This is a genomic window from Kitasatospora sp. NPDC042419, from assembly GCF_056437345.1.
In genome coordinates this window covers 21,772-34,111 of record NZ_JBWKAW010000020.1, presented here as the reverse complement: position 1 = coordinate 34,111, position 12,340 = coordinate 21,772, and the positions used below count along the sequence as shown (strand labels likewise).

General features: G+C 73.0%; 12 protein-coding genes. 6 read left to right on the top strand and 6 right to left on the bottom strand.

The window, feature by feature from the left end; genetic code table 11:
- Window positions 1–127: 127 nt before the first annotated feature.
- The 4 genes from AC067J_RS29875 (at window position 128) to moaA (ending at window position 4,521) form a co-directional block, all read left to right on the top strand.
- On the top strand, window positions 128–1,171 hold the full coding sequence (locus AC067J_RS29875) for a zinc-dependent alcohol dehydrogenase family protein (protein WP_478304389.1): 1,044 nt from the start codon (window positions 128–130) through the stop codon (window positions 1,169–1,171).
- Window positions 1,172–1,420: 249 nt separating this feature from the next.
- Window positions 1,421–1,777 (top strand): DUF485 domain-containing protein, encoded by a 357-nt coding sequence (locus tag AC067J_RS29870; protein WP_478304387.1) that lies wholly within the window; start codon window positions 1,421–1,423, stop codon window positions 1,775–1,777.
- Between the two features lie 95 nt (window positions 1,778–1,872).
- Complete coding sequence (locus AC067J_RS29865; RefSeq protein ID WP_478304618.1) at window positions 1,873–3,438, top strand: solute symporter family protein; 1,566 nt, start codon at window positions 1,873–1,875, stop codon at window positions 3,436–3,438.
- A 93-nt stretch (window positions 3,439–3,531) separates the two neighbouring features.
- Complete coding sequence (moaA, locus tag AC067J_RS29860) at window positions 3,532–4,521, top strand: GTP 3',8-cyclase MoaA (protein WP_478304385.1); 990 nt, start codon at window positions 3,532–3,534, stop codon at window positions 4,519–4,521.
- A 23-nt stretch (window positions 4,522–4,544) separates the two neighbouring features.
- On the opposite strand, the gene AC067J_RS29855 is transcribed toward moaA, so the two are convergent.
- The 6 genes from AC067J_RS29855 to AC067J_RS29830 form a co-directional block, all read right to left on the bottom strand.
- Window positions 4,545–4,778 carry a hypothetical protein gene (locus tag AC067J_RS29855; RefSeq protein WP_478304616.1) on the bottom strand — a complete coding sequence of 78 codons (234 nt, stop codon included), beginning with the start codon at window positions 4,776–4,778 and terminating at the stop codon, window positions 4,545–4,547.
- Between the two features lie 300 nt (window positions 4,779–5,078).
- Window positions 5,079–5,462: a DUF3099 domain-containing protein gene (locus AC067J_RS29850; RefSeq protein ID WP_478304384.1), complete on the bottom strand. Its 384-nt coding sequence runs from the start codon at window positions 5,460–5,462 to the stop codon at window positions 5,079–5,081.
- A 106-nt stretch (window positions 5,463–5,568) separates the two neighbouring features.
- On the bottom strand, window positions 5,569–6,114 hold the full coding sequence (locus AC067J_RS29845; RefSeq protein WP_478304382.1) for an RNA 2'-phosphotransferase: 546 nt from the start codon (window positions 6,112–6,114) through the stop codon (window positions 5,569–5,571).
- A 32-nt stretch (window positions 6,115–6,146) separates the two neighbouring features.
- Complete coding sequence (locus tag AC067J_RS29840; RefSeq protein WP_478304380.1) at window positions 6,147–7,550, bottom strand: metallopeptidase TldD-related protein; 1,404 nt, start codon at window positions 7,548–7,550, stop codon at window positions 6,147–6,149.
- Window positions 7,550–9,097: a TldD/PmbA family protein gene (locus AC067J_RS29835; protein WP_478304614.1), complete on the bottom strand. Its 1,548-nt coding sequence runs from the start codon at window positions 9,095–9,097 to the stop codon at window positions 7,550–7,552. Before AC067J_RS29835 ends, AC067J_RS29840 begins: the two co-directional genes overlap by 1 nt.
- 154 nt (window positions 9,098–9,251) lie before the next feature.
- Window positions 9,252–10,397, bottom strand: a complete 1,146-nt coding sequence (locus AC067J_RS29830) for an MBL fold metallo-hydrolase (RefSeq protein WP_478304378.1) — start codon at window positions 10,395–10,397, stop codon at window positions 9,252–9,254.
- A gap of 347 nt (window positions 10,398–10,744) precedes the next feature.
- Between AC067J_RS29830 and fabG the strand changes: the two genes are divergently transcribed.
- The gene (gene fabG / locus AC067J_RS29825; protein WP_478304376.1) at window positions 10,745–11,464 is read left to right on the top strand and encodes a 3-oxoacyl-[acyl-carrier-protein] reductase; all 720 of its coding nucleotides are present in this window, start codon (window positions 10,745–10,747) and stop codon (window positions 11,462–11,464) included.
- Between the two features lies 1 nt (window position 11,465).
- A complete protein-coding gene (fabI, locus tag AC067J_RS29820) occupies window positions 11,466–12,233 on the top strand; it encodes an enoyl-ACP reductase FabI (protein ID WP_478304374.1) in 768 nt (255 codons plus the stop codon).
- The last annotated feature ends 107 nt before the right edge of the window (window positions 12,234–12,340 follow it).

Sequence of the window (12,340 nt, the reverse complement as noted above, 5' to 3'; positions counted from 1 at the left end):
GGGCGCTCGGAATGATGGACGGGGCGGGCCGGAATAGAGTGGGCGGAGTATTCGTCGTACATCTGGTCGAATATCTGCCGGCCGCCCGCAACACCCCCGCGGGCGCCTCTCCGAAGGACGAACCCTCATGCGCGCCACCGTGATCCACGGCCCCAACGACATCCGGATCGAGCAGGTGCCGGACGCGGTCGTCCAGCACCCGACCGACGCGGTGGTGCGGGTGGTGAACGCCTGCATCTGCGGCAGCGACCTGTGGGCGTACCGCGGTGTCGCGGCGCGGGTCGCCGGGCAGCGGATCGGGCACGAATTCCTCGGCGTGGTCGAGGAGGCGGGTGCCGAGGTGCGCGGCTTCAAGGCCGGCGACCTGGTGGTCGCGCCGTTCGTCTGGTCGGACGGCACGTGTGATTTCTGTCGCGAAGGGCTGCAGACCTCCTGCCCGCACGGCGGCTTCTGGGGCCAGGTCGGCTCGGACGGCGGGCAGGGCGAGGCGGTGCGCGTCCCGTTCGCGGACGGCACGCTGGTGAAGCTGCCCAAGGAGGCGCAGGGCGACGAGAAGCTGCTGCCGGGTCTGCTGGCGCTCTCCGACGTGATGGCGACCGGGCACCACGCCGCCGTCTCCGCGAAGGTCCGGCCGGGCTCGACGGTCGCGGTGGTCGGTGACGGTGCGGTGGGCCTGTGCGGCGTGCTGGCCGCGCACCGGCTCGGCGCCGGGCGGATCATCGCGCTCGGCCGGCACACCGCCCGCACCGACCTGGCCCGGCGCTTCGGGGCCACCGACGTGGTGGCGGAGCGCGGCGATGCCGCGATCGAGGCGGTCCGGGAGCTGACCGGCGGCCAGGGCGCGCACGCCGTGCTGGAGGCGGTCGGCACCGAGGAGTCGATGCGCACCGCCGTCTCGATCGCCCGGGACGGCGGCGCGGTCGGCTACGTGGGTGTGCCGCACGGCGGCAGCGCCGGGGTCGACATCGGTCAGATGTTCGGCCGAAACGTTTCGCTGAACGGCGGGGTCGCGCCGGCCCGCGCGTACATCCCGGAGCTGCTCCCGGACGTCCTCTCCGGCGCCATCGAGCCCGGCCTGGTCTTCGACCGCACGGTGGACCTCGACGGTGTTCCGGACGGCTACCGGGCGATGGACGACCGCTCGGCGCTCAAGGTGCGGATCGCCTTCTGACGCCTCCTTGTTGACGCGCTCCCAGGGGCGGCACCGCAGGCCGGTGCCGCCCCTGCGCATGTCCGGACACGTCGGTTTTCGGCCAATCGGCTAGTGCAACGGGGTGAACGGATGGCTGATCACGGTCAACCTCTTCCGGCCCGCGCGCCACCCTCCTAGCATTGCGCGGCGCGCATCCGGACTGTGACGCCGCTCACGTCCGATCGTTCCACTGGTGCGACCACTACGCCGAAGGAGTGAGGAGTCAGAGTGGAATCGCCGCCGATCACCACCACCGCTACGGAAACCCAACTCATCGAGGAGGGCGCGGAGTTCCGCGCCCTCCGGCGCTCGTTCCGGAACTTCGCCTTCCCGGTCACCATCGGCTTCGTGCTCTGGTACCTGCTCTACGTCCTGCTCTCCAGCTACGCCCCCGGCCTGATGGGCACCAAGGTCGTCGGGCACATCAACATCGCCCTGGTGCTCGGACTGCTCCAGTTCGTCACCACCTTCGCCATCGCGGCCTGGTACGCGCGCTACGCGGACCGGAGGCTCGACCCACCCGCCGCCGCCATCCGCGAGGCGCGCGGCGCGGTGGTCCACGCCCCCCGGGAGGCCGCCGAATGACCCTGCCCGCCAGCCGTCTCGCGAGCGCCGTGCTCGCCCACCCCGCCCGTCCCGCCGACCTCGCCAGCTCCGCCACCGAGCACCGCGGCCTCACGATGACCCTGTTCGGGCTCTTCGTGCTCGCCACCCTCGGCATCACCGTCTGGGCCGGACGCCAGACCAAGGACGCCGCCGACTTCTACGCCGGCGGCCGCAGCTTCTCGGGCTTCCAGAACGGCCTGGCCATCTCGGGCGACTACATGTCCGCCGCGTCCTTCCTCGGCATCGCCGGGGCCATCGCGCTCTTCGGCTACGACGGCTTCCTCTACTCGATCGGCTTCCTGGTCGCCTGGCTGGTGGCGCTGCTGCTGGTCGCCGAACCGCTGCGCAACTCCGGCCGCTACACCATGGCCGACGTGCTGGCCTTCCGGATGCGCCAGCGGCCGGTCCGCACCGCCGCGGGCATCTCCACCATCGTGGTGTCGATCTTCTACCTGCTCGCCCAGATGGTCGGCGCGGGCACCCTGGTCGCCCTGCTGCTCGGCGTCAGCGGGGACGGCGCCAAGCGGTGGACCATCGTCGCGGTCGGCGCGCTGATGGTCGTCTACGTCGCCATAGGAGGCATGAAGGGCACCACCTGGGTGCAGATCGTCAAGGCCGTGCTGCTGATCGCCGGCACCGCCCTGATGACCGTCCTGGTACTGGCCAAGTACAACTTCAACGTCTCCGCGCTGCTCGGCGCGGCCGCCGACGCCAGCGGCAAGGCCAACGCCTTCCTTGAACCCGGGCTGAAGTACGGCGTGACCGGCACCAGCAAACTCGACTTCATCAGCCTCGGCCTGGCGCTCGTGCTGGGCACCGCCGGCCTGCCGCACATCCTGGTCCGCTTCTACACGGTGCCCACCGCCAAGGCGGCCCGGAAGTCGGTGCTCTGGGCCATCGGGATCATCGGCGGCTTCTACCTGATGACCCTGGCGCTCGGCTTCGGGGCGGCCGCGCTGGTCGGCCCCAAGGCGATCAAGGCGGCCAACGCGGCCGGCAACACCGCCGCCCCGCAGCTCGCCGAGACGCTCGGCGGCGGCGCGGGCACCACCGGCGGCGCCGTCCTGCTGGCGGTGATCTCCGCGGTCGCCTTCGCCACCATCCTCGCCGTGGTGGCCGGACTCACCCTCGCCTCCTCCGCCTCCTTCGCCCACGACCTCTACGCCAACGTCATCCGGCGGGGCAAGGTCACCGAGCGGGAGGAGGTCAACGCGGCCAAGTGGGCCGCCGCCGCGATCGGCGCGGTGGCGATCGTGCTGAGCCTGTTCGCCGACAAGCTCAACACCGCCGCCCTGGTCGCGCTGGCCTTCGCGGTGGCCGCCTCGGCCAACCTGCCGACGCTGCTCTTCTCGCTGTTCTGGAAGCGGTTCAACACCGTCGGCGCGGTCAGCTCGGTCTACGCCGGGCTGGTCACGTCGGTGGTGCTGGTCGCGTTCTCCCCGGTCGTCTCGGGCGGCAAGAACTCGCTCTTCCCGCACTCGGACTTCCACTGGTTCCCGTTGGAGAACCCCGGCCTGGTCTCCATCCCGGTCGGCTTCCTGGCGGGCTGGATCGGCACCCTGCTCGCCCGCGAGCCGGCCGACCCGGCGAAGTACGCTGAACTGGAGGTCCGCTCGCTGACCGGACTGGGAGCCCACTGACGGACGGCCGCTGGCTAAGCTGGCCCGGCCTGCCGAGACGGTGGGCCGGGCCGGCCGCGTTCCTGGGGCCGCCGTTCTCGGGAAGGGACCGCCGTGCTGCTCGACACCTTCGGCCGCCGCGCCGTCGACCTGCGGGTCTCCCTCACCGACCGGTGCAACCTGCGTTGCACCTACTGCATGCCGGAGGAGGGCCTGCAGTGGCTGGCCAAGCCGGAGCTGCTCACCGACGAGGAGATCGTCCGGCTGGTGACCGTCGCCGTGCGCGACCTCGGCGTCCGGGAGGTCCGCTTCACCGGCGGGGAGCCGCTGCTGCGGCCGGGGCTGGTCTCCGTCGTCGCCGCCTGCGCCGGGCTGGAGCCGCGCCCCGAGCTCTCGCTCACCACCAACGGCATCGGCCTGGCCCGGACCGCGGCCGCGCTGCGCGCCGCCGGGCTCGACCGGGTCAACGTCTCGCTCGACACCCTCGACCCGGACACCTTCCACACCCTCACCCGCCGCCGGCGCCACCAGGACGTGCTGGACGGCCTGGCCGCCGCCGAGACCGCCGGACTGACGCCGGTCAAGCTGAACGCGGTGCTGATGCGCGGGGTCAACGACCACGAGGCGCCCGGACTGCTCGCCTGGTGCCTGGAGCGCGGCTACGAGCTGCGGTTCATCGAGCAGATGCCGCTGGACGCCCAGCACGGCTGGGACCGCTCCGCGATGGTCACCGCCGAGGAGATCCTGGAGCGGCTGGCCGCCCGGTTCACGCTCACCCCCGAACCCTCCGCCCGCCGGGGCGCCGCGCCCGCCGAGCGCTGGGTGGTGGACGGCGGCCCGGGCCGGGTCGGGGTGATCGCCTCGGTGACCCGCCCGTTCTGCCGCGCCTGCGACCGCACCCGGCTGACCGCCGACGGGCAGGTGCGCAACTGCCTCTTCGCGACCGGTGAGACGGACCTGCGGACGGCGCTGCGCTCGGGTGCCGACGACGCCGAACTGGCCGCGCTCTGGCGGGCGGCGATGTGGGGCAAGAAGGCCGGCGCCGGGATCGACGCCCCGGAGTTCCACCAGCCCGACCGGCCGATGTCGGCGATCGGCGGCTAGCGGCCGGGGCCGGGCCGGTGTCCTCAGTTCTCTTCGGGGGTCCAGTCGGCGAAGGCGACGACCTCCTTGAGGAAGCCGCGCACGCCCAGGAACTGGGAGAGGTGCTCGCGGTGCTCCGGGCAGGCGAGCCAGGTCTTGCGGCGGTCCGGGGTGTGCAGCTTGGGGTTGTTCCACACCAGCACCCACGCGGCGTCGGACCGGCAGCCCTTGGCGGAGCAGATCGGGGTCTGCGGCTGCGGGGCGTCCGGGAGCAGCATCGGGGTCGTCCTCAGGAGGTCGGCGGGTGTCGTCACCGCCAGTCTGTCACGCGCCCGGACGGTGCCCGTGCGCCGTCCGGGGGGCTCGTCGCCGCCGTCGGTCGTGTGCGGGCATGGCGACGCCGGGCAGCCACGGGGGGAGCCGCCCGGCGTCGGTCCGTCGCTCCGACGGGGGATGCGGAGCGCGTACGCAGTATGTCACGGTCCTACCCGTGCATGGGGAGGTCTTGCATGATTAATCTGAGCTTCTTCTGAGCTTTCCACTGATCGTAAGGGTGGAAAACTCACCAAAACGGACAGTCAGTTCGGCTTCTGTGAAGAATCGGTGGGCATGCGCTCGGCCACATCGGTACCGTGCGTCACACCCGACCCGCCCCTTCCGCCGGGGCCGAGCATCAGCGGAGTGGTCGGCGGCACGTCGAAGGTGGACGGCAGACCCGGCGCCCGCTCCCGGCCCGCGTTGGCGATCAGCACCGCGAAGTAGGGCAGCAGCACCGCGCCCGCCAGCGCCGCGAACGCCACCCACCGCTGCACGTCCCACAGCGCCACCGCGAGCAGCACGCAGGCCGTCCGCAGCAGCATCGACGCCACGTAGCGGCGCTGCCGCCCGCGGACGTCCTCGGTGAGGCTGCTGCGGGCCCCGGTGATCCGGTAGACCTCGCCATCGCCGGCGCCCTTGCCCATGTCCAACCGCCCTCGTCCGCGCACCCGCGCGCCTCTCCGCGCGGCCCTCCTCACGGTACGCCGCAGGGGCACCGGCGACGAGACCGGGTCGGGCGGACACGCACTCCTACGGCTGGGAGAGGTACTCCGGCGGCACCGCGTCGGTCAGCCAGACGCCGTTGGCGCTGATCCGGAACTCGTGGCCGGCGGCCGCCATCGCGGCCGCGTCGACCGCCAGCACCACCGGGCGGCCGTGCCGGGCGCCCACCCGGGTGGCCGTCTCCGTGTCGGCGGAGAGGTGGACGTCCTGCCGGGCCATCGGCCGCAGGCCCTCGCGGAGGATCGGGGCCAGGCTCCGGGTGGCGGTGCCGTGGAACAGCACCGCCGGGGGCACGGCGGCGGCCAGACCGAGGTCGACCGCCACCGTGTGCCCCTGGCTGGCCCGGATCGAGAGGCCGTCCTCCGAGTAGGCGAAGCGGCGCTTGTTGTTGGTCGCCACCACGTGGTCCAGCTCGGCCCTGGTCAGCCGGGTGCCCCCGGCCGCCAGCGCGGCCAGCAGGGCGTCCACCCGCACCCAGCCGGCCGCGTCCAGCGTCAGCCCCGCCCGCTCCGGCTCGTGCCGGAGGATGCGGGACAGCATCTTGCTCGTCCTGACCGTGCGCTTCTCGTCCACGTCTCCCGATCCTTCCCCCCGCGGCAGCCCGGCTACGAGGCCTGGCTGACCGAACTCATGTTGAATCCTTCGACCCGGACCGGCGGCATCGCCGTCCGGGTGAACCAGTCGCTCCACTCGCGCGGCAGGCAGCGCTCGGTGCGGCCCACCTCGGTGATCCGGCCGAGCAGTTCCACCGGCGACTCGTTGAACCGGAAGTTGTTCACCGCGCCGACCACCCGGCCGTTCTCCACCAGGTAGACGCCGTCCCGGGTGAGGCCGGTGAGCAGCAGCGTCGCCGGGTCCACCTCCCGGATGTACCAGAGGCAGGTGAGCAGCAGTCCGCGCTCGGTCCGGGCGATCATCTCGTCCAGGGTCGGCGCGGCCTCCTGGTCGGCCGTCTCCAGGACCAGGTTGTCGACCGCCGGGCGCAGCGGCAGGCCGGTCAGGCCGGCCGAGTGGCGGCTGGTGACCAGCCCGGCCAGCTCGCCGTCGCGGATCCACTCGGTGGCGGACAGCGGCAGGCCGTTGTCGAAGGCCGAGGAGTCGCCCTCGGTGGCGTGCGCGAGCACGAACGGCGCCGCCTCCAGACCGGGTTCGGCCGGGTCGGACCGCAGCGTCAGCGGCAGCCCGCTGAGCTCGTCGCCGATCCGGGTGCCGCCGCCGGGCCTGGAGAAGACCGTCCGGCCCTCGAAGGCGTCCCGGCCGCCGGCGGACCAGTTCAGGTACACCATCAGGTCGGCGACGGCGGAGGGCGGCAGCAGCGTCTCGTACCGGCCGGCCGGCAGGTCGATCCGCCGTGCGCCCCAGCCGAGCCGCGTGGTCAGCCCGGCGTGCAGGGCGGTGACGTCCACGTCCGAGAAGTCCCGGGTGGCGGCGCCCGCCCAGGCCGAGCCCGACAGGTCGGCGGTCTTGGCGTTCAGCTCGACCATGCCGGTCGGCTGGTCGTGGCGCAGCCGCAGGCCGGTGGAGGTGCCCAGGTAGCTGGAGACCAGCTCGTGCCGGGCGAAGCCGTACAGCAGCTCGCCCTGTGCGGCGGCCCGCGCGAAGGCCGCGCCGAGGGCCGGCGCGAACTCCTCGAAGACCGCGATCGACGTCTCCGCCGGCGGCTCGGTGAAGTCCGGCGAGTCCTTCTGCGCACCGGCCGCGACCAGGGGCTGGGCGTCCTCGGCGGGACCGGCCGCGCGGGCGGCCTCCTCGGCGGCCCGGACCAGGCCCTCCACGTCCTCCGGCGTGACGGCCTCGCGGGAGACCACGCCGGAGGCGGTACCCTCGGCGCCCGCCACCGTGGCGATCACGGTGAGCCGGCGGCCCCGGGTGACGCCGTTGGTGGTCAGCGCGTTGCCCGCCCAGCGGAGGTTGGCGGTCGACTCCTCGTCGGCGATCACCACGCAGCCGTCGGCGCGGGAGAGGCCGAGTGCCAGCTCGACGAGTTCGTGGGGCTGAATCGCGGTCATCAGTGACCCGCCTCCTGCTGGGTGTTGAGCACGTTGACGTTCCGGAACAGGGCCGAGGGGCAGCCGTGGCTGACCGCCGCGACCTGGCCGGGCTGCGCCTTGCCGCAGTTGAAGGCGCCGCCCAGGACGTAGGTCTGCGGTCCGCCGACGGCCGTCATCGATCCCCAGAAGTCGGTGGTGGTCGCCTGGTAGGCGAAGTCCTTGACCTGGCCGGCGAGTTCGCCGTTCCGGATGGCGTAGGCGCGCTGCCCCGTGAACTGGAAGTTGTACCGCTGCATGTCGATCGACCACGAGCGGTCCCCGACGATGTACAGGCCGTTCTCGACACCCGCGAACAGGCCCTCGGTGGACGGGCCGTCCGCGGCCGGCTGCAACGAGACGTTGGCCATCCGCTGGACCGGGACGTGCGCGGGCGAGTCCGCGAAGGCGCAGCCGTTGGAGCGCTCGAAGCCCTTCAGCTTCGCCATGCCGCGGTCGAGCTGGTAGCCCGTCAGGACGCCGTCCTTCACGAGGTCCCAGGACTGGGTGGCGACGCCCTCGTCGTCGTAGCCGATGGTGGACAGGCCGTGTTCGGCGGTGCGGTCGCCGGTGACGTGCATCAGCTCGGAGCCGTACTTCAGCGAGCCGAGCTTGTCGAAGGTGGCGAAGGAGGTGCCGGCGTAGGCGGCCTCGTAGCCGAGCGCGCGGTCCAGCTCGGTGGCGTGGCCGATCGACTCGTGGATGGTCAGCCAGAGGTTGGACGGGTCGATGACCAGGTCGTAGCGGCCCGGCTCGACGCCCGGCGCCTTCATCTTCTCGGCCAGCAGGCCCGGCAGCCCGGCCAGCTCGGCGTCCCAGTCCCAGCCGGTGCCGGTCAGGTACTCGAAGCCGCGCCCGACCGGCGGGGCCAGCGTGCGCATCGAGTCGAAGGCGCCGGTGCGCTCGTCCACCGAGGTGGCCTCCAGCACCGGGTGCAGCCGGATCCGCTGCTGGGTGGTGACGGTGCCGGCGGTGTCCGCGTAGAACTTGTTCTCCTGGACGGTCAGCAGGGTGGCCTGGACGTGCGAGACGCCCTCGGCGGCCAGCAGCCGGGAGCTCCAGTCGGCGAGCAGCGCCGTCTTCTCGGCGTCCGGCACCTCGAAGGGGTTCACGTCGTACGCGGAGATCCAGGTGGCGTCCCGGTGGACCGGCTCGTCGGCCAGCTCGACCCGCTCGGTCGACCCGGCCGCGCGGCTGATCCCGCCGGAGAGCCTGGCCACCGCGACGGCCTGCTCGGCGACGCGCGCCGCCGCCTCGGGCGTGAGGTCGACCCCCGCGGCGAAGCCCCAGGCGCCGTCCAGCAGCACCCGGACGGCGAAGCCGAGCTGGACGCTGTCGGAGGTGCCCGCAGGCCGGGCGTCGCGCAGCCGCCACGAGGCGCTGCGGACCCGCTCCAGGCGGAAGTCGGCGTGCGCGGCGCCGAGCCGGCGGGCGCGGTCGAGGGCGGCGTCGGCGAGGGCGCGCAGCGGGTAGCCGAGGAAGAGCGGGTCGACGGCGCGCGGGGCGCCGGCACTGCTGGTCGGGGGCAGCGGAGGCAATCGGGCTCCCTGGTCGGGGGGAAGGATGGTGCGGGCACCCCGGGATACAGGGGTACCCGCACGGCATCATTTCCCGTCAAAGGGGTTTCGGCCAGCGCATTTCCACCGTGACACGCGCCGCCGGCGTGCGGCGCCCCGGGTTCCGCTACCCGACCGCCTCCCACCAGCCGTCCAGCTCCGGCGGGTTGTCGACGTCCACCCGCTCGCCGGGGCGCGGCACCGCCAGCCGCACGCCCTGCTCCTTGGCCTCGACAAGCAGCCGCTCGATCGGCTCGGCCCAGGGGTGCAGGCCCAGGTTGAAGGTGCACCAGTGGACCGGCACCAGCAGGTCCGCGGCCAGCTCGCGGTGGGCGAGGACGGCGTCCTCCGGGGTCATGTGGATGTCCGCCCACGCCGGGTCGTACGCGCCGACCTGGACCAGCGCGGCGTCGAACGGGCCGTGCTCGGCGCCGATCCGCCCGTACCCCTCGAAGTAGCCGGAGTCGCCGGTGTAGAAGACCTTGCGGGTCGGCCCGGCGACCACCCAGGAGCCCCAGAGCGTGGTGTTGCGGGTCAGCCCGCGCCCGGAGAAGTGGTGGGCGGCGGTCAGCGTGAGCGCCAGCTCGCCGAGCGTGCAGGTCTCGTCCCAGTCCAGCTCGATGATCCGGTGCTCCGGCACCCCCCAGCGGCGCAGGTGGGAGCCGATGCCGAGCGGCACCGCGAACGGCGCGGACTGGCTGCGGACCAGCCGGCGGACGGTCGCCATGTCCAGGTGGTCGTAGTGGTCGTGCGAGATCAGCACCGCGTCGACCTGCGGCAGCTCCTCCAGCTCCACCGGCACCGGGTGCAGCCGGCGCGGGCCCACCTGGGCGGCGGGGGAGCAGCGCTCGCTCCAGATCGGGTCGAGCAGCACCCGCGACCCCTCGATCTCGACCAGCGCCGAGGCGTGCCCGTACCAGGTGATCGCGACGCCCTCGGCGGCCGGGCCCGCGCCGCCGGCCGGGCGGACGGTCGGCACCGGGTGGCGCGGCGTCCGGCCCTCGCGCTGGAACAGCATCCGGCGCACGGTGTCCCGGTCGACGGACGGCGCGCCGGCCGGCCGGGCCAGCTCGGAGGGCGCGTTGTGGAAGACGCCGTCGCGGTACTGCGGCGAGTTGCGCAGCCGCTCCTCCCGCTCGCCGTCCGGCCGCCGACCGAACGCCGCCGGAAGGTCGCGCAGCGCCCAGGCGACCGCTCCCGCCCCGGCCGCCAGCGCGGTCAGGGCCAGCAGTCGTCCGCGCCGGTGGGTGGTCCCCGGCTGTGCCTCGCTCATCCGCGCTCTGCCTCCGCTCGTCGCCGGGGCCTTGTCCGGCGTCTGCGGTGCGGCGGCCCCGGCTCGTGCCACACCACGGGGGCAACGGGTGCACCCCGTCGCCGGGTTCCCGGTCCGGCACGCAGCGGACACCACAATCCGGCCCCGGTGCGCCGGCGGATCGGGCGAAAATGGCATGGGCACGGATTGTCGGGTACCGACAGTTCCTTTGGTGAGGCGCTGTGGGAGACCGATTCGCCGCCGCGCCGGGCCGACCGATAGCGTCACACCGCGTACATGATTGCGACGTACGCGGACATCGCGACGTACGCACACCACGTACGCACACTACGGAGAGAGGTGGATCGTTGAGCCGCTCGGTTCTCGTCACCGGAGGTAACCGGGGCATCGGCCTCGCGATCGCCCTGGCCTTCGCCGAGGCGGGCGACAAGGTCGCCATCACCAGCCGGTCGGGTGAGGTGCCCGAGCAGCTGGCCAAGTACGACGTGCTCGCGGTTCGCTGCGACATCACCGACAGCGCCCAGGTAGACGCGGCGCTGACCGAGATCGAGGGCGCGCACGGCGCGGTCGAGGTGCTGGTCGCCAACGCGGGGATCACCCACGACACGCTGCTGCTGCGCATGTCGGAGGAGGACTTCACCTCCGTCCTGGACACCAACCTCACCGGCACGTTCCGCGTGGTCAAGCGCGCCTCCCGGCTGATGATGCGCGCCCGCAAGGGCCGCATCGTGCTCATCTCCTCGGTGGTCGGCCTCTCCGGCTCCCCCGGGCAGGCCAACTACGCCGCCTCCAAGGCCGGCCTGGTCGGCTTCGCCCGCTCGCTCGCGCGTGAGCTCGGGCCGCGCAACATCACCGTCAACGTGGTCGCCCCCGGCTTCGTGGACACCGACATGACCGCGGTGCTCAGCGACGAGCGCCGCGCGGAGATCGTCGCCGGCGTGCCGCTGGGCCGCTACGCGGCGCCCGCCGAGGTCGCTTCCACCGTGCGGTTCCTCGGTTCCGACGAGGCCGCGTACATCACCGGAGCCGTCATTCCCGTCGACGGCGGATTGGGCATGGGTCACTGACATGAGCGGAATCCTTGAGGGCAAGCGGATCCTGATCACCGGTGTGCTGATGGAGTCCTCCATCGCGTTCCACACGGCCAAGCTGGCCCAGGAGCAGGGCGCCGAGATCATCCTCACCGCCTTCCCGCGGCCGAGCCTGACCGAGCGCATCGCCAAGAAGCTGCCGAACCCGGTGAAGGTCCTGGAGCTGGACGTCTCCAGCGAGGAGCAGCTGGCCGGCATCGCCGACCAGGTCCGCGAGCACCTGCCGAGCCTGGACGGCGTCGTCCACTCGATCGGCTTCGCCCCGCAGGACGCCCTGGGCGGCAACTTCCTCAACACGCCGTGGGAGTCCGTGGCGACCGCCATGCAGGTCTCGGCGTTCTCGCTGAAGTCGCTCACCATGGCGCTGCTCCCGCTGATGCAGGACGGCGGCTCGGTCGTCGGCCTCACCTTCGACGCCCAGTTCGCCTGGCCGAAGTACGACTGGATGGGCCCGGCCAAGGCCGCGCTGGAGGCCACCTCCCGCTACCTGGCCCGCGACCTCGGCCCGCGCGACATCCGGGTCAACCTGGTCTCGGCCGGCCCGATCGGCTCGATGGCCGCCAAGTCCATCCCCGGCTTCGGCGACCTGGCCGCCACCTGGGACAGCCGCTCGCCGCTGAAGTGGGACGTCAGCGACCCGGAGCCGGCCGGCCGCGGCGTCGTCGCCCTGCTGTCGGACTGGTTCCCGAAGACCACCGGCGAGATCGTCCACGTGGACGGCGGCCTGCACGCCATCGGCGCCTGAGAGCCCGAGAGCCCGGGACACCGGTACGCCCGCTGCCCGGCACCCCGCTCACACGGCGGGGTGCCGGGCAGCGGCGTTCCGGGCAGTGGCGTTCCGTACGGCGGTGC

What these genes read in the sequence shown, in the direction of transcription:
- AC067J_RS29875 (WP_478304389.1), top strand. Translation starts at nt 128, where the DNA reads ATGCGCGCCACCGTGATCCACGGCCCCAACGACATCCGGATCGAGCAG.
- AC067J_RS29865 (WP_478304618.1), top strand. Translation starts at nt 1,873, where the DNA reads ATGACCCTGTTCGGGCTCTTCGTGCTCGCCACCCTCGGCATCACCGTC.
- AC067J_RS29855 (WP_478304616.1), bottom strand. Translation starts at nt 4,778, where the DNA reads ATGCTGCTCCCGGACGCCCCGCAGCCGCAGACCCCGATCTGCTCCGCC.
- AC067J_RS29850 (WP_478304384.1), bottom strand. Translation starts at nt 5,462, where the DNA reads ATGGGCAAGGGCGCCGGCGATGGCGAGGTCTACCGGATCACCGGGGCC.
- AC067J_RS29840 (WP_478304380.1), bottom strand. Translation starts at nt 7,550, where the DNA reads ATGACCGCGATTCAGCCCCACGAACTCGTCGAGCTGGCACTCGGCCTC.
- AC067J_RS29830 (WP_478304378.1), bottom strand. Translation starts at nt 10,397, where the DNA reads ATGAGCGAGGCACAGCCGGGGACCACCCACCGGCGCGGACGACTGCTG.
- fabI (WP_478304374.1), top strand. Translation starts at nt 11,466, where the DNA reads ATGAGCGGAATCCTTGAGGGCAAGCGGATCCTGATCACCGGTGTGCTG.